The sequence below is a fragment of the Prevotella brunnea genome (assembly GCF_008016795.1).
Lineage (GTDB): Bacteria > Bacteroidota > Bacteroidia > Bacteroidales > Bacteroidaceae > Prevotella > Prevotella brunnea.
Window position 1 is genome coordinate 17,109 of the sequence record NZ_SDIK01000013.1, and the last position, 18,056, is coordinate 35,164.

Here is an 18,056-nt window from a genome sequence, read left to right on the forward strand (position 1 = left end):
ATTTGATGCGAATTTGAAAGAAAAGAGCTATATTTGTAGTGATAATGTAGAGAGGGAACGGATATGCAAAAATACGCTGATTACATTGAGGAAATCGAGATTGATTCGCTCTGGGGACGGAAAAAGCACATTAAATGGACACTTGACCGCCAAGTGAACGTCCTAAGCGGTATCAACGGAGTGGGTAAAAGCACGATACTGAACAAGGTCGTGAAAGGTCTTTCGCAAGGTGGGGAGTTTCCAAGCCACCTATTGAAAGGCGTGCGTCTGAAAGTTTTTCCTGAAGATGCCAAGTGGATACGTTACGACATCATTCGTTCTTTCGATCGTCCACTGATGAATATGGACAGCATTGCCAATATCGACTTAAACCTCTCCACAGAATTGGATTGGCAATTGTTCCAGTTGCAGAGGAAGTATCTTGATTATCAGGTTAATGTTGGCAATAGAATCATTGAAGAATTGCAATCCGGTGATGCAGACGCGGCTATGAAAGCGCAGACCATTTCCGCACCCAAAAAACTCTTTCAGGATATTATTGACGATCTCTTTACCGAGACCGGAAAGAAAATTGTTCGAACGGAAAACGAGATTATCTTCTCGCAAGTAGGTGAAACACTCTACCCTTATCAGCTGTCGAGTGGAGAAAAACAGATACTCGCCATCCTATTGACCGTTCTTGTGCAAGATCATCAACCCTACGTGTTCTTCATGGACGAGCCGGAGGTGAGTCTTCATGTGGAATGGCAGAAGCGTTTGATAGATTTGATTATCGATTTGAACCCTAATGTTCAAATCATTCTTACCACACACAGTCCGGCTGTTATCATGAACGGATGGATTGATAACGTGACAGAGGTTACAGACATCACTGAAAGTTAATAAACGAAGGCGAAGGCTATGGGTAAGAAACTGAAAGATAACATCTCGTCGGATTATATCCGAGCTTCGAATAAATTAGGGAGCAAGCATGCGCGCGCTAAGATAGTCGCTTACGTGGAATCTTATGATGATATATTCTTTTGGCGCACTGTTCTTAGCAGTTTTGAGAACGAGCAACGTTATTTTGAAGTGATGCTTCCCTCTCGGCAACGCTTAACAAAGGGGAAGAAGTCGGTTTTGATGAACCTCTTATCCAAGACCGTTGGCGATAATATGATAGCCTGTGTGGATGCCGACTATGATTATTTGTTACGTGATGCCACACCCACTTCAAGGGAGGTCAATCATAATCCGTATGTTTTCCATACCTATGCTTACGCGATAGAGAACCTACAGTGTTATGCTTCCGGGCTTCATGAGGTGGTTGTTGCGGTAACGCTCAATGATAAGTCAATTTTCGATTTCGAGGACTTCCTTCGTTCGTATAGCGAAGCTGTGTTTCCGCTTTTTGTTTGGAGCATTTGGTTCTATAGAAAGGGAATTTATGGAAAGTTTACGATCACCGATTTCAATCGGATTATTGCCACCGGTCATTTCTCGTTAGAGGATTTCGATGCGAGTATCCAGAAAGTTCGAAAGAAAGTTTGGCGTAAGATTCGCCAATTCCACAAGGATTACCCTGACGCGAAGGAGAGTTATCTCGCGTTGAAAGAGGATATAAAGCGTTTGGGCGTAACTCCGCAAACCACCTATTTATACATTCAAGGGCATCATCTGTTCGACAATATTGTTGTTCCTGTGCTGAAGAAAGTTTGCGATAAGCTGGTGTACGACCGAGAACAAGAAATTATCAAGAATGCGGTGCATGCTTTGCAACGAAAGAATGAGTTGGCAAGCTATGAGCACAGCATGGAAGGAATTGTTTCCATGCTCCGGCGAGGCTTTTATTATCAAGATGCTCCTCCATTCCAAAGGCTGAAGAACGATTTGGCAGAATTTTTGTCATCGGAATCCTATTCTTCGCCAACTGAAGCGAATGTCTCTTAACTCCCTTTGATTCATGCTCTTTTTCCATTTTTACGTCAAATCGTCCATAGCTTTTACGTCTGTCTTGCTCGACATTCGCATCGCCGGTGTCAGTTCGATTTGAGAGTCGCTTTTCAAAAAAAATTAGTTAAAGAAGTCTTCAGCCTTTTTCTTATCCACGTTATAGCAGAATACCACCACGGTGTCGCCTGCTTCGATTTGTGTATTACCCGATACCAACATTCCCTCTTCGCCTCTTACCAAGCCACCGATGGTCATTCCACTGGGGAATTTTATATCCTTGATGGGTTTTTTCGTAATCTTTGAACCTTGCACCGGTATGAATTCGGCAACATCTGCATCCACCGACATTAGGAATTTCACGTTGTCCACGTTGGCATCAAGCAACATTTGGTAGATGTAACTGGCGGCTATGGCTTTCTTGTTGATGATTGTACCAATATCTAAGTTGGCTGCCATGTCCACGTAATCGAAGTTTTCCACCGAGGCAATGGTTTTTCTCACTCCGTAGCGTTTAGCTGCCAGACAAGCTAAGATGTTGGTTTCTGCATTGGGGGTCAGTGCCACGAAAGCCTGTGTGTTCCTAATGCCCTCCTGTGTCAGCAAAGCCGTGTCGCGTCCGTCGCCGTTGATGACTAATTCGCCTTCATCCAGTATTTCGTTCAAGTATTGGCATCGTTCCGCATCGCGTTCTATCACCTTGATGTTCATGTATTCCGGCATGATTTTCACCGAGCGAACGGCAGTTCTTCCGCCTCCCATAACGATGACATTCTTCACATCCACGTAATGCTCCTTGCCGGCTATTTTTCTGATGTAGGGGATATAGTTCTTTGTTGTCATGAAATAGGCCAAGTCTTCCAGCTTTAACGTATCGTTACCGCCGGGTATTATCGTTTCGTTATGTCGTTTGATGGCAACGATATGGTAAGGGTCTTCCGGACCACTGATGTTTTTTAGCGGTTTGTCGAGTATCTGACAGCTTTCTCTCAGTTTTATTCCCAGCATCACGAGGGCACCTCCATGCACATCCCATCTTTGTCTTACCCACGACATTTTCAATCCGTTGAGAATGTCTTTTGCCGCCAACACTTCCGGATAGATGAGCCGGCTGATACCCAGTCGCTTGAAGAATTCCTGATTTTCGGGTTTCATGTATTCCGGGTTGTCAATCTTTGCCACTGTTTTCTTTGCACCGAGGTGGTGAGCCATGGTGCATGCCGTGATGTTGTCCGCCTCCTTTGGCGTTACCGCAATAAAGAGGTCGGTATCTTTTGCTCCGGCATCTTTCAAGGCACTGATACTCGTTGGTTTTGCCTCAATGGTAAGCAGGTCAATGTCGCTGTCAATTTTTTCCAAATTTTCCGGCACCTCATCTATCAATATGATGTCATACTTGTTGCGAGCGAGGAGTTGTGCGAGATAAGTTCCGATGGCGCATGCCCCGGCAATAATGATTTTCATATGTCCTAAAAACTAATTTACCTTATTATGCTTCTTGCAGACAATTCTTTATTTCTCTTCTGATTGCTTCTTTGTCCAATTTGCAGAGCGAACGGAGTTGCTGCACTGTTCCCTGTTCTATGAATTTGTCGGGCAGTCCCATGCGAATGACGCGTGGGGAGAAACCCCTGTCGTTCATCCATTCCAGTACGGCGGAGCCTAATCCGCCGTTGCGTGTTCCGTCTTCTATGGTAATGATGTTCGAAAAGCTTTCTCCAACCTCCTTCAGGATTTGCTCGTCCAGAGGTTTCAGGAAGCGCATGTCGTAATGAGCGATGTGTCCGGTGAGTTTTTCCGGATTTTCCGGAAGTTCATTGATAACTTGTTCCACATCGTTTCCCAAGGGTCCGATGGAAAGTATCGCCACGTTTTTCTTTGTGTTGTTGCCCATCGTGCCATCGAAGAGTTTTCTGCCCGTTCCCACCTGTATTTCCTCAAGCGGACATCTCCAGTCCACCAGCACGCCGCGTCCTCTTGGGTAGCGGATGGCGAAGAAGCCTTTTCCGGGCAGTTGCGCCGTGTACATGAGTCGTCGCAATTCTTTCTCGTCCATGGGGGCTGATATCGTGATGTTGGGTATCGGGCGGAGGAAAGCCAAGTCGAATGCGCCGTGGTGCGTGGTGCCGTCTTCCCCCACCAGTCCGGCGCGATCGAGACAAAGCACTACCGGCAAATCGAGTATCGCCGCATCATGGATAATGTTGTCGTATGCGCGTTGTGAGAAAGCGCTGTAGATGTTGCAGAACGGTTGCAGTCCGTCTTTTGCCATGCCTGCCGAGAAAGTCATGGCATGTCCCTCGGCGATGCCGACGTCGAATGTGCGTTCCGGCATTTTTTTCATCATGATGTTCATTGAACAGCCCGATGGCATGGCAGGCGTAACTCCCACGATTTTCCGGTTTTGTTCAGCCAATTCCAATAGCGTGTGTCCGAACACGTTTTGAAATTTTGGTGGTTGGTTGCTGTTGTCTTCCTGTATGCGTTCACCCGTTTCCGGATCGAACTTGCCGGGTGCGTGCCAGATGGTCGCACTCTTTTCCGCCGGTTCGTATCCCTTTCCTTTTATGGTGTGCAAATGCAGCAACTTGGGTCCTTTCATGTTTTTCAGTTGTCGCAAGATGCGCACCACCTCCTTCACATCGTTGCCGTTGAAAGGTCCGAAGTAGCGAATGTTCATGCCCTCGAAGAGGTTTTGTTGTTGAGCGATGGCAGATTTCAGTGCGTTGTTCAGTCGGATGATGCCTTTTCTCCGGTTCTCGTTCAACAATCCTTTTGCGTGCAGCCATTGCGACGCCTTAAATCGCAAACGGTTGTACGTCTCGTTCGTGTCAAGATTGAGCAGATATTGCTGCATGCCTCCCACGGCTCGGTCGATGGACATGTCGTTATCGTTGAGGATGATGAGGAGGTCGTTGGGCTTTCCTGACACGTTGTTCAGTCCCTCGAAAGCCAATCCACCGCTCATGGCACCATCGCCGATGATGGCAACGACGTGTCGGTCGGGATGGTGGGTCAGTTTTGCAGCCACTGCCATTCCCAAAGCTGCCGAAATGGAGTTGGAGGCATGTCCGCAGGTGAATGTGTCGTATTCGCTTTCTTTGGGTGAGGGGAAGGGCATCAGTCCGTTGAGCTTCCTGTTCTTGCAGAATTGATCGCGACGTCCCGTCAGAATTTTGTGTCCGTATGCCTGATGCCCCACGTCCCACACGATTCTGTCGTCCGGAGTGTTAAATACGTAGTGGCAAGCCACGGTGATTTCCGTTGCTCCAAGGCTGGAACCTAAATGACCGGGGTTTGTCGCCACTTCCTCAATGATATCCTCTCGAAGCTCCTTGCACACTTCCGGCAATTGGTCTATGCTTAGTTTGCGCAGGTCGGAGGGATATTTTATTTCATTTAAGAGTCTATATTTCTTTTCGTTCAACATTATAATAATGTGGATAGCTGTGCAAAGATACACCAAATCGCTTGAATGGCAAAATAAAAAGGGTTTCGTTTTTGAAAGATTGCTTTGTGGGCTGTGTCTTTTCGGTGGCTGTCGTGGTGTCTTTTTGTGGTGGTTTTGTAATGAAAATTCAGAGATGGCTTTTCAATAGATGAGCTTTTGTCCTCTAAAAGCTTAGCTAATGCAGTGCAAAAGCTTAGCTTTCGCATCGCAAAAGGTAAGCTTTTGGAATGGATTTGCAATGCGTTGATTATCAGCCTTCTCGCGGTTCGGCTTTTCTGTGGTCGATTGTCATGATTTTTCCTTTTCTTTTGGATGAGCGTCTTTCCCGGTTGGGGTGGGCGATGAATATGAAAAAAAGGAAAGATGACCATCGTTGGCACATCCTTCCTTTTCTTTGTGTGGTTAGCCTGTGCTGTTTTTTATTCACAGGCATTTATCGAAATTCTGCCCTGTGGCATGCTATCGTTTCGATTCCTCTGTGGCAAGGTGTATGGGTGAACAGTTCTCGAACAATGCCACTCGTGGTTTCCGTTTTCTACCCTTGGATTGTGTTTTCGGATTCTAACGAATCATCAGTCTTTCCAACTTCAACTTGAAGATATTATTCGTGGTTAAGTCTTTGGTTACTTTGCCATCCACAACGACAGCTGCCTCAATTATTTGTAGTAAAAGCTCATCCGCACTCATTTGTCGCGAGAAGGAGTATATGTTGTTGATGAAGAAGGGTAACAATACCTTGTGCTGCGCATTGTCGAAAGTGAGGTTGAACTCGGGCGTTACCGGGTTTACAATCATCTCCACCGGCTTTTTCTTGATGAAACCTATTCTGCACACAAGGTCTTTGTCTTCCGCTGCTTCCAACGCCTCCTTCAGTGCCTTGTTTTTGATATTCATGGCGAGCAGTTTGTTCGGGAAATACTTGATTATGAGCGTGCTGTCGTTTGGAATTTCGCAGTTCACCCTCGCAACTTCTTTGTCATTGATGCCATCCGTGGTATTTCCGTCCAAGTAAACTATTTTACCCTCATATTGACCTTTCACCTTTGCGAATGCTTCCTGTATGTCGGCTTTAGTTTGTACGTCATTATCCTCTGTTGAATCAGAGTTGCACGATGTCATGCTTCCTGCCGCAAGGAAGCAAAATAATAATGCAAACAAATTAATTTTCTTCATAACTATAAAATATTATATTATCAATTGCTTTCAACCATGGGCTACAAAGTTACAAAAAGTTCCGGTTTAATGAAGAATTATCCTGAAAACTTTTGAAAAAAATACGTAATCCGCTCTTTCAGGGCACATACCGAGTTTGAAGATTTGTATAAGTTTGTTGTTTCCTTTTAAGCAATAAATTGTGAATTTGAAGTTTTTTGTTTATCTTTGCAAAAGTAACGCGCGCGCGTGCCGATGGGTGTGTCGCGCATGGTCGTTTGGATGGCTTGCGGGAACAAACAAGCGAAGTGGAAAATTTTGCCTTGTGTGGTTTCGGCTTTTGGGGCATTTGCTTGTGTGTCATCGTGAATGAGGATGTTTCCCCATGCCATTCCGATATATTCCGAAAACAGTTTTGAACGAAACAATCGAACAATCAATCATCAATCAAAAACAAACAATAAACTTATGAACAAAAAAACTTGGATGGTCTGTGGGCTTTTCTGCCTTTCTCTCACTATGCAAGCACAGACAAAGGGTGGCGGTATCGACACGAAGATGATGCAAAAAATTACCACGGGACATAATTCCGCGGCAAATCGAGCAATCTCCAATGCCATTGCCACCAACTCTATCGACAATTTGGCTAAGAATTTCCGCAATTCGGGTGCCATTGACACACACTTCAGCGTAGAAACACCCAAACAAAACATTCACGACCAGAAAAGCTCCGGTCGCTGTTGGCTCTTCTCGGGTTTGAATGTGTTGCGTTCTAACTTCGCACACCGACATAATGACTCGCTACGTGTGGAACTGTCGCATGTTTATCTCAGTTTCCACGACCAGTTAGAGAAATCGAATCTCATGCTTCAGGGAGTGATTGACAACGCCGCAAAGCCCATGACCGACCCCATTGTGCAGTTCTTCTTCAAAAGTCCGATAGGCGATGGGGGTACTTTCTGTGGTGTGTCCGACTTGGTGGACAAGTATGGATTGGTGCCCATGGAGGTCATGCCCGAAACCTATTCTGCGGAGAACACTTCGAGAATGGCTCGCATCGTGTCTTCAAAACTGCGCGAATTTGGATTGGAACTTCGCAAGATGGTGGCTAACAAGAAATCGGCAGCTGCCATTAAGTCGCGCAAAACCGAGATGTTGGGTGAGATTTACAACATCCTCGTGCTCTCTTTGGGCGAGCCGGTGAAAACCTTTGAATATGCTTTCAAGGATAAGAACGGCAGACAGGTGGGGAAACCAAAGACCTACACGCCACAGACATTCCGCGATGAGGTGGTGGGCAGAAAACTGTCCGGCACGTTTATCATGGCGATGAACGATCCACGCAGGGAATATTACAAGACTTACGAGGTGGAATATGATCGCCATACCTACGATGGACAAAACTGGAAATACATCAACTTGCCGATGGATGACATTGCGAAGATGGCGATTGCATCGTTGAAGGATTCCACGAAGATGTATTCCAGCTACGATGTGGGCAAACAACTGGATCGCAAACGTGGCTATCTTGACTTGAATAACTATGATTATGGAACGCTCTTTGGCACCACATTCCCCATGAACAAGGCGGATCGCATCGCCACTTTCGACAGTGGTTCCACCCATGCCATGACACTTACCGCCGTTGATCTTGACGAAAGCGGTAATCCTATAAAGTGGAAAGTGGAAAACAGTTGGGGTCCGACGAATGGTCAGAATGGCTGTCTCATCATGACCAACGACTGGTTCAACGAGTATTCTTTCCGCTTGGTGGTGGATAAGAAGTATGTTCCGGCACATATCTTGAAAGCCGAGCAACAGACTCCCATCATGGTTATGCCTGATGACCCCTTGTTCCAAGAGGATAAGTAAGCGGATAAGGGCAGGTTCAGACCTTTCTTATATCATTTCTCCCTCAATTGGTTTTCCGATTGAGGGATTTCTTTTTGCCACTCACCAAGTGATGGCGTTCTTGATGTCTCATGTGGAAAACGGTTCGGATAGGCGTTTTTTGTAATGAGGAGTAAGAAAAATAGGGAAAACAGATGAGAAATAAGACGAAAATCACTACATTTGTAACAAGAATTAAATAAGAAACAGACAAATGGTTCTACCGATAATATTATTTCTCTTATTGCTGATAGCCCCCGATGTTTATCTTTGGATGGCATACATCCTGCCTTGCGAATCGGTGATGATGGATGTGGCGTGGTTCTTGCCATCAATCGCCACTGTTGCCTCGTTCGTTCTCGTGAATCGTGGCGTGTATCATAACACTTTCTTCAGGATTATGTTCGCCTTGGTGTTGTTCTTTGCCTTGCCGAAGCTCGTTTTCGTGCTGCTGCAATTCTTCTTTTCGTGGAAGACAGCGATAGTAGTGCCGGTGCTGATACAAGCTGTGTTCTTCTACGGAATCTTCTTCGGTTGGCGAAGGATAGTGGTGCGCACAGCCGTATGCGAGTCGCGGCTTCTTCCCAAGTCGTTCGATGGATATAGAATCTTGCAGTTCAGCGACCTGCATCTCGGTACGTTCCGACAAAATCCAAAGTTTATCAAGTCGTTGGTTGAAATTATTAATGAGCAGAAAGCCAACCTTATCGTGTTCACGGGCGACCTTGTGAACATCCATGCCGAGGAAGTGCGTCCCTTCCTGTCTGACCTTTCCTCGCTTTCCGCTCTCGATGGGGTGTATAGCGTAATGGGAAACCACGATTATTGTGAGTATGGAATGGACGCTGCCCGGGAAAAGAATGCTCGGAATGTGAACCATCAACTTTCAAAGGCAGAACGCAATCAGCGCGTGTTACAATATTTGGAAACAAAAATGGGTTGGAGAATGCTGATGAACGAGCATGTGAACATCTCTCGTTTGCGTCGGGAGGATGGGGTGATTAAGAGTGAATCCATTGCCATCATTGGAGTGGAAAACACCGGAACGCCACCATTCAAGGATATGGGAAACCTTCCGAAAGCAATGGAAGGACTTGTGCCCGGAACATTCAAGGTGTTGTTGAGCCATGATCCGACCCATTGGCGCCGCGAAGTGCTGAAACAAACCGATATTGCCTTAACGCTGTCCGGGCACACGCATGCCGGACAACTGAAGATAGGTAAGTTCTCGCCTGCCAAATGGGCGTACAATGAGTGGGGAGGCAAGTATGTGGAGGGCGAGAGCATGCTCTACGTGTCTCTCGGATTGGGCGGAACGGTTCCTTTCCGTTTTGGGGCATGGCCCGAAGTAAATGTCATCACGCTGAAAAGGAAAGCATAAATTTCCTTCCTTGTTGTGGTAAACGACCGCACGACTGACCCTCGAGTTTGTTTCTACGAATGAAACGATTTTCAGATAGGGGATTGGCTGCACTGAACAGCACCGTGAAATTATATTACAAAAACTGCGTTCGAGATACGCTTCCTAATCTATTGATAATCAAGACAATATTAATTGCAATTTAAAAGCTTAGCTTTTGCACTCCAATTCATGACCTTTTGCATTGCAAAAGCTTACCTTTTGGAAAGCAAAAGGTAAGCTTTTGATAGATGAATGAAGAAAATTTAGGACACTATTGAACTTTTCCCATATCGCGGGGGAAGGATTTTCGCGTTTTCAATGCCTCGGCTAAATAAAGAGAATTGGGATAAAAGAACGGACGCAGCGTGCGCCTCCTTTCCATTCGTCTTGCGAAATTGGGGTTGGCATCACTGCGTCCGTGCAGATGATTCGTGCAGAAGATTACTTGATGATTATCTTCTTTCCTTTATGAATGTAAACACCGCCTTTCACGGGGTTCGTTATCTTTACACCACTGAGCGTGTAGTAAGGTTCGTTATCGATGGTGGCTTCTGTGTTCACTTCGTCAATGCCTGTGGCATTCTTATGAACCATGACATTACCGGCAACACAATTAAAGTTGTAGTTCTTTGCTTCAGCGTTTTCAGCGTAGATGGTGTAGAGCCCGGTCTTATCCATTGCGGTTACCACATTGCCATCTTTGTCTTTAATGATGAAGGTCGGTTCTTGCGTGAGGGTACAAGTGGTCTCACCATTCTTGAGGTTGCTCAAAGTGTAGGTCGGGGTATAAGCATCGCCAAGGTTGATGGACTTGCTGTCCACGGTGAGGGTAGCATTCGCTTTCGTTACGACGAGCGTGCCGGGGACGAGTTGCAACATATCCGATTCGATGGTGCCTTTGGCTATCTTGATTTCGTATTCGCCCACTTCATCAGTTGGTTTGGCTGCACAGGTGATGGCAGGTTCGCCCACGAAGTCGTCGCCCTCGAAGCGATAACCGAACTCAGGATTTTCTTCTCCGTAGGTACGAGTTGCAGTGCGTACGTAGATGTCTGTTCCGAATGGAACGATGTTATCGTAATCCACGAAGAAGTCTTTCCATTGGTCCGCAGTCTTGTAAGCGTCCTCGGAATGGAGCGGAACATAGAGCTTGGTAATGGCTTTGTTAATGTCGGTAAAAACGCCTTCACCCAATTGACATGGTGTCTTGGCAAACACGCGAATGCTGTTGAACGCGTAGCTACCTTCAAATGCGCGACTCTCTATTTTCTGCACTGTTTCGGGTATCATAACATCAGTGATGCGCTGACAGCCGGAGAAAGCGTAAGGACGGATGGTCTTCACCTTGGAGTCCACCGTGAATTTCTTTGCCACCAACGGCAATACCTCGATGAGCTCCGTGCCGTCCTTAGAGTAGAGTACATTATCGCGCAACGTATAATCCTTGTCGGCTCCCTGTGGGATGACAATTTCGCGGATTCCGCCGAGCTTTCCGAAAGCACCATTGCCTATCTTCTTGATAGATGTGGGCAATATGAGCTTTTTCAGACTCTGACAACCGAAGAAAGCGCGTTCGGGAATTTCGTTGTTTGCCGTTGTGAGGTTGCCTTCCACGAGATAAGGCTCACCTCCTGCAATGATGTTGGCATCTTTGAGGTCGATGGTTTCAACGGCACCGTTTGTGGTGTTGCCGTTTTCATCCCTGCCGGTTAGACTGCGAAGGAACTTGAGGTCGGTGGAATTGATGGAACCCTTTACGATAAGGGATTGGAGAATGTCCCGATCGGAAGTCGTGATATTGCCTTTCAGTGTTCCCGGCGTAGCGAGCGTAACCGTAAGTTCCTTGTCTCTTGCGGGGCGGTTGGGCGCAATTCCTATAATCATGCTCTGAGCTTCTGAGAATTGGTAGTTGCTCGGATTCAGGAGGTTGATGTCGTAGTAACCCTTATCTTCGCCATTCCATCCCCAGTTTACATAGATTTTCCCCTCTTCGTTGTAACCGCAGAGCACGAAAGCATGTCCGCCGTTACTCGGGTTCTTATCGCTTGCTCCATAGAAGATGGCTCGGTGCTCACTTATTTCCTTGAAAATAAGATCCATCCATTCTACATCCTTGCCAATATAGTCGATTCTGTAAAGCAGCTGTAGGGTTTCGGGATATTTAAAGTAGGTTTTCAGTCCCGTGAAAGCCTTGCTAATGGGCGTACCGGATACATCAGAACCGTAGTCCATCTCGGAAGCGAAACCACAGTCGCGCATCAAGAGTGCTACGGCATTGGCCTCGGTCTCGCTATATGCACCCTTCTTATATACGTCAAGCATATCGTTCCATTTGTATTGGCTCTTTGAGAAATCCACGGTGAATTCCTTTTTTGACTTGTCTGCTTGAACCACGTTCAAAGTCTTTGTACCAATTCCGCTATCGGGGTACTTGTTATAATGAAGGATTTGAGCCATGGCGGTGGCTACACATCCGGTTACGGCTCTCTCACCTCCCTGATAGTTCTGTCCGGGAATGTTCCCTTTCTTTCCGGCGGGTGGACAAAGAAGGTTATAAGGCTCTTGTTGCCCCCATTCCACGTTCACGAACGATTCCACTTTCTGCGGATATTTGCTGGGATTGGGCTTGATACTCTTCAGCGATTGACCTTTGGCTACAATGTTTTTAACGGCCTTTTCGGCAGCCTGTAGATACCATCTGAAGTTTTCGTTTTGTGCGTTCGTGCTGAATTTTGTTTCCGAATAGCCTAACACTTCCGGCGCAAGGTCGTCGTTACTGATAATGGCAAATCCGCCTTCGGGAATCCCTACCACGGTAAAAGCTTCGTTCTCGGATAGTATTTGGAGTTTTGCTCCGGCTTTTACACGTGCCTTATGTTTGGCGGAACCGGCTGTCAGGGCACGTTGTGCAGCCTTGATGATGGCAGCCTTGTCTCTTGGTGCTGCATAGGTTGTTAGCGCGAAGGTGGCAAACAAGGCTATGCAAGCAATGTTTCGTATTTTGTTGTACATGATTTCTTTTTGTTTTATTTGATAACGATAGGGCAAAGTGAGCTGTTTTTGCTCACTTCGCCAATACCGTTTACTTGTTAATCATCACTTTCTTACCATTGATAATGTAAACACCGCGGTGCAAAGAGTTGAGGTCTTTCGCGTTCTTCAACACTTGTACACCGTCTAAAGTATAAACATTGTAAACTGATGTACCGTCGCTCTCAATGTTGCGAATGTCGGTTACTACTTCAATACTTACCGGTTCCGACTCCATGCCTCCCGCATAAACAGCGGTTATACTGTAAGTATGGGTTCCATCCGTGTCGGGTTGGTCGTTGAAGCTACTGTTCTTGCTGTTGCCAATCAAGATTCCATCGCGATAGATGTTGTAGCTTACCGGCGTATTGCCCTTCATGAAGGTGATATCGTCGAGCATGAACATGGTGACGGTTTTTGCCGGTGTGTTCTGACGGATGGCAAAGAAGCGCGTGTTTTCAGGCAACTCAGCCGTGAATTCCGTCCATTCACCGGTTTTTACCGTGTACGTATCGCCAATCTTCTTAAACTTAAGAATGTTTTTCGGATTGGTATCGGTGGAGTAGCGCACCTCAAAAGTCTCCGCGAAACTTCCCGAGTTCTTCGCCCAGAAGCTGATGGTCTGAGCCTTGCCGGGCAACGCCGGACTGATGAGCCAGTTGTCGGAAGCCATTGGGACGGCTTTGGAGAGGTTTGCAACCTGTAGGAATGACATGGCACACTTGTCTCCGGAATGTGTGGTAACATGTTTCTTGTACTTGTTGTCCGGGTAATCTTTCGGTTGAGCCACGATGAATGCAAACTGTTCGCGGTTGTGTGGGAACTTGAAGTTCTCACCGTCAAGCGATACGTTGTAGCCTTTGTCGGCATCGACGAGTGTCCACTCACCCATGGTTGTTGTCCAAGGATCGTAGCTCTCGAAATCTTCTGTTATTACGGGTGTCTCGATTTGCGGTTCTTCCCAGCTGATGCTTACGCTCGACTGATTGTCGGCAGATTTGGTAATGTTGGTAGGCTTTGGCATGTTTGCTTCTGCATAAGCGATGGCAGCGGTGCTGGTATTGTTGTTCTTTTCGATATCTCCCGGCGTGATTACTTCCGCTTTCACGTTAATTTGTTCCCCATTGTCGTTCAAGGAGGTCTGATAGTTCACCGGAATCACTTCCGACTCGGTAGTCTTCAGTGTCTTGGTGAGTGCGATTTGCTCCGTTTCATTATCGTTTACGAATACTGTTACAAGCGTATTAGCGGTCAAGTCGCTCTTTCCAAGGTTTGTAACTCTTACCTTGAAGTCTGCCTTATGTCCTTTGTTTACCGTGTTTGGAGCTATCAATTCCACAGCGGCATCGGTAGGCAGAGGGTCGATGAAATGAATATTGTCGATATAGACAGGAGCATCCGCCTGTTCTTCTGTTGCATCTCCGAGGATGCTGAAGCGAATATAGTTCTTCTTGGTTAGTTCTTTCGGCAGGTCGATGACAGCCTTTTGCCAGTCGGTGGCATCTGAAACAGTGCTGAAGTCCTTGATTACGATGCGCTCTGCCGCTCCGTTCATGGGCTGGGCAATGAACATTATCTTGCGTTTTGCGTTGGGAGCAGCCTTGTAATCAAATACAAGTTGAGGATTAACGGCACCACGCAGACTTACCTTTCCAAGCATAATCATAGCAGTTCCGGTTTTCTTTGGGTCGAAGCTGAGACATCCATTGTCGCCGTCTGCCGATTCTCCCTTGAGCAAGACCCATTCATCGCCATTGGCTGTTGGTATGCTTGCCATGAACATCTTGTCTTCCGCTCCGGGAGCGAAGTCGTAGTGATGTGGCATTTGGTAAGGTTTGCCCACCAGCATGGTGGTAATTTTCATGCCACCGCTACCTGATGCGTTGCGTGGAGTAACCGCCCAATAGACAATTCGCTGTGGACCCTCAAAGGTTTTGTAGTCGTCTATGGTAAATTCTGTAACACCCTTCTCGGTCTGTCCGATTTCCTCGATTTGCGTTGCCGATTTTACTTCATGGATTTGATACCATATACCCACCGGATTAATGACCCCTCCGTTTGCTGCTTTTGGAGCGTTCCATGATAGTTTAACTGAATTTAGCTGATCTGCAATGGTTATCGCGTCAAGTTTGGCTGGTTTGTCTTGTCCCACTTTGATGGTAATGGTGGCTTTCTGTCCCACGCCGTCTTCGTTATAGGCAAAGATGTCGTAAGTGTTATTGTCGTGTTGTGCATCTTTGTCGATTACGGTGTATTCCTTACCCGGAACGGCGGGTTTAATAGTTTGAACCTCGCGTTCACCTGACATTACCACAATCTTTTCGAGTGAAGTGATGGCTTCGCCCTTACGGTTCTTCGTTGGGGCGTTGAACGTGATGAATGCCTGATCCAATCCGCTTGGCTCTGTTTCACCTCTTAAGTTGGTTACCACGTCCGGTGCGGTTGGCAGCGGACCTATTTCCACCTTGAAGTTATCCATTGCAACGTAGAAAGAGCCGGCATCGGAAACCGCGTGGAAACCAAAGTTATAGTTTCCGTCTTCAGTCGGTGTGATTTCCTTTTCGTAGTGTGTAGTTTCCGAATTCTTTCCGGGATAAAGCGTAACGGGCATCAATACTTCTGTCAGTTTTTTCTCATCTTCCGAGGCATCTTTTCCCCATTTCACTTCCAGCTTTTCCTTGTAAGCTGCAGGCGTGAGGATATCATATTTCACGAAGTATGTATATCCGGCTTTCAGATGTATGGGAGGAGAGATTAACCAGCTATCGCTCTTGCCCTTTAAGCTGCTGCCGCATTTCATGTACTGACCTTCTTCATCCCATGCCCAATCGTTGTAACTCATCGCTACGTGATTGATTTTCACGAAAGAATCGCCACTTGCTTTTGTATCGAATGTCTCTTCGTAATTTGGTTCATAAGCCTTGCCGAAGTAGAACTCTTTTGTCTCGTTGTAGTCGCCCTCAACGTCGCCATTAACGGCTTCCACCAAATAATAGTAGCTGCTGTATTTTCCCGGTGTGAGATCTTCCTCGAATGAGAGCCCTGACTGCTTTTCGCTGACGAGTGTTTCCTCGTCGTTATGCACTCTGTACACGTTATAGGTAACGTTGCCCACGTAGGTTCCGTTGAGGATTTCCGTTGGAGCGTCCCATGTTAGCTTGATGTGAGCGTTGTTCTCACCACTTCTTGTCAGTTCGATGTTTTCCGGAGCGCCCAATTCAGCGAAGCCCACCCAAAGGTTTTCGGTGTATTTGGAACCTTCTCCCGCAGCGTTGGAAGTAGTAATTTTAAAGTTGTTCATTCCTGCTTCAGCCGTAACCGTTGCTTCAGCCATTGCTCCCGGATTTACGTTTCCTTCGGCAGCCTTATTGCCATTGATATAGATGGTGTAGGTCAGTGCCGTGGCAGGTAATGTTTTTCCCGCGTAGGTTGTAGTGGGTGCGGTGAATTTCACTTTACCCGTTAGCGATTCTTTGATAAACTCATAGGAAACATTCGTTACTTTGTTTGGTGCGTCATCCGCTGCATCGGCAGCCGGGATTGCCATTCCGACTATTGCATTGGGGAGTGTGCCAACTGCATTAGCCGCGCCTGTTTGAAGATTAACGGTATAGAGTTTTGATACTCCGGTGGCATCCGTTGCTGCCCAATAGAATATGCCTGAAACCGGATCAATCTCACCGGTCTGTTCGTAGTAGGTTTTGTCGGATTTCAATAAGTTTACTCCCGTTGCGCCCACGAGCGTTTCGTTACCTGTCGCCGGGTCGATCTTGTACAGGTTGCCGTCGGTTGCCACACCGTAAGCGAAATGATCTTTTCCGTAACCCAATGCCACATAACGGTTTTGGCAAGCCTTGATGGTTGTACGGCTCTGTGAGGCATAATCGATAAAGCCCCATTCCAGGTTTTTCAGATTTTCATCGAAGAATTGTCCGAACACTTTGTTGGAACTCGGGTCTTTGGCTGTTTCCGTAGCCAGCAATGACTTGTTGAAAATCATGGCAGGTTCGTCTGTAGTGGGTTTCCATGTGTCGGTGTTGTACTCGTAGAGGTCTAACATCGTGTATCCCCCAAAAGTAGATACGCTCATTCCGTAGAATTTGTTACCGATGAGCGCGCAACCTCCATTGAACTTCACTTCGAAGCCCATATTCGCGAGCGTGTTGAGGCTGATGGAGGCAGATGGGGTGAAAGATACTATCTCGCCATAGTCGTCTTTCACGAAACTACCCAATAATTCCGTTTTACGAGCCGTTAGTGTGGGGTCGTTGGGTACGGATGTTGTGGGATATACCGGCATCATGGCAGGGAAGGGAGTTGCCATGCTTTTCTCTTTTGGTATCATTTGGTTGAATAACGAAAAGTCAGCGGAACGATTGCCACGCTGTTGTGAAATTCGTTTTTGAATTTCATGCTTGCGCGTCAAATGCTTGTTCAGCCTCGACTGCCCCAACGCGGGGACGGTCATGCAGATTGCAATCAGACACGCACAGAAAAAGGTAAATCTTTTCATGTCATTGTGATTTTGTTAAAATACTATTCTTTTAAAGTTATTTTCATATTCTGTTGTCTTTTACCGGCTTGCGATGGATGCCGGCAGAACGATTGTTCGGAAACTCCTTGAGACTTGAAACTTGACTCGGTATAAGCAGTTGAGAATTTGTTTAACGCTCAAGCAAAATCCGGTTCAAGGAAGTTCCAAAGAACCAAAACAGTCTTTCGCTAAATAATTTGTCATTTCATAATAAGGTTAAAATCCAGACACCTTAGCTTAGGTCGGTGCTAAATTATACATTTTTTTTAAAACATCCAAATTATCATGGTTTTTTCTGATTAAAATTCTCCTTTTCGGAACATTGCGTGTCTAAGGATAAGGATAAAACATAAATCAGCACTCAATTTAGCCCCCAAAAATCAACTTTTATCAAGGTTGAAAGAGATGTCGATGGAAAGAGAAAAAATTTGATTTGAAAACACATTGATAATCAGATGTTTACAAACTGCTTTTCAAAAGCTTAGCTTTTACAACGCAAAAGCTTAGCTTTTGGCATGCGAAAGCTAAGCTTTTGAAAAGCAATAGCTAAGCTTTTGTCTTTTCCTGAATTCACTTGTCAGATCTGACGATGTTTTTCTGTTTTACTTGTCAAATATTTTCTTATTTACTGAATGACTTGACATTAACATTATATAGTTTAAATTTGA

10 protein-coding genes are annotated in these 18,056 nt (G+C 46.1%); 4 read left to right on the forward strand and 6 right to left on the reverse strand.

From position 1 onward, the window contains the following. Nucleotides 1–63 precede the first annotated feature (63 nt). Both ETF27_RS01955 and ETF27_RS01960 read left to right on the forward strand, forming a co-directional pair. Complete coding sequence (locus ETF27_RS01955) at nucleotides 64–882, forward strand: AAA family ATPase (RefSeq protein WP_130830416.1); 819 nt, start codon at nucleotides 64–66, stop codon at nucleotides 880–882. 18 nt (nucleotides 883–900) lie between these two features. After that, on the forward strand, nucleotides 901–1,929 hold the full coding sequence (locus tag ETF27_RS01960) for a DUF4435 domain-containing protein (RefSeq protein WP_130830415.1): 1,029 nt from the start codon (nucleotides 901–903) through the stop codon (nucleotides 1,927–1,929). 123 nt (nucleotides 1,930–2,052) lie between these two features. On the opposite strand, the gene trkA is transcribed toward ETF27_RS01960, so the two are convergent. From trkA to ETF27_RS01980, 4 genes are all read right to left on the reverse strand, one after another. Further along, nucleotides 2,053–3,393, reverse strand: coding sequence for a Trk system potassium transporter TrkA (gene trkA / locus ETF27_RS01965; protein ID WP_130830414.1), 1,341 nt, complete (start codon nucleotides 3,391–3,393; stop codon nucleotides 2,053–2,055). A 25-nt stretch (nucleotides 3,394–3,418) separates the two neighbouring features. Beyond that, complete coding sequence (dxs, locus tag ETF27_RS01970; protein WP_130830413.1) at nucleotides 3,419–5,359, reverse strand: 1-deoxy-D-xylulose-5-phosphate synthase; 1,941 nt, start codon at nucleotides 5,357–5,359, stop codon at nucleotides 3,419–3,421. 582 nt (nucleotides 5,360–5,941) lie between these two features. Continuing rightward, on the reverse strand, nucleotides 5,942–6,553 hold the full coding sequence (locus ETF27_RS01975) for a DUF4840 domain-containing protein (protein WP_130830412.1): 612 nt from the start codon (nucleotides 6,551–6,553) through the stop codon (nucleotides 5,942–5,944). 167 nt (nucleotides 6,554–6,720) lie between these two features. Then, complete coding sequence (locus ETF27_RS01980; RefSeq protein WP_147785412.1) at nucleotides 6,721–6,924, reverse strand: hypothetical protein; 204 nt, start codon at nucleotides 6,922–6,924, stop codon at nucleotides 6,721–6,723. Nucleotides 6,925–7,000: 76 nt separating this feature from the next. Between ETF27_RS01980 and ETF27_RS01985 the strand changes: the two genes are divergently transcribed. Together ETF27_RS01985 and ETF27_RS01990 are read left to right on the forward strand one after the other, a co-directional pair. After that, nucleotides 7,001–8,404 (forward strand): C1 family peptidase, encoded by a 1,404-nt coding sequence (locus ETF27_RS01985; RefSeq protein WP_130830411.1) that lies wholly within the window; start codon nucleotides 7,001–7,003, stop codon nucleotides 8,402–8,404. A 232-nt stretch (nucleotides 8,405–8,636) separates the two neighbouring features. Next, entirely contained in the window at nucleotides 8,637–9,803 is a 1,167-nt protein-coding gene (locus tag ETF27_RS01990) for a metallophosphoesterase (protein WP_181951342.1), read from the forward strand. A 462-nt stretch (nucleotides 9,804–10,265) separates the two neighbouring features. On the opposite strand, the gene ETF27_RS01995 is transcribed toward ETF27_RS01990, so the two are convergent. Then, on the reverse strand, nucleotides 10,266–12,836 hold the full coding sequence (locus ETF27_RS01995) for a C10 family peptidase (RefSeq protein ID WP_130830410.1): 2,571 nt from the start codon (nucleotides 12,834–12,836) through the stop codon (nucleotides 10,266–10,268). 70 nt (nucleotides 12,837–12,906) lie between these two features. Next, nucleotides 12,907–17,367 (reverse strand): choice-of-anchor J domain-containing protein, encoded by a 4,461-nt coding sequence (locus tag ETF27_RS02000; protein WP_130830409.1) that lies wholly within the window; start codon nucleotides 17,365–17,367, stop codon nucleotides 12,907–12,909. Between the last annotated feature and the right edge of the window lie 689 nt (nucleotides 17,368–18,056).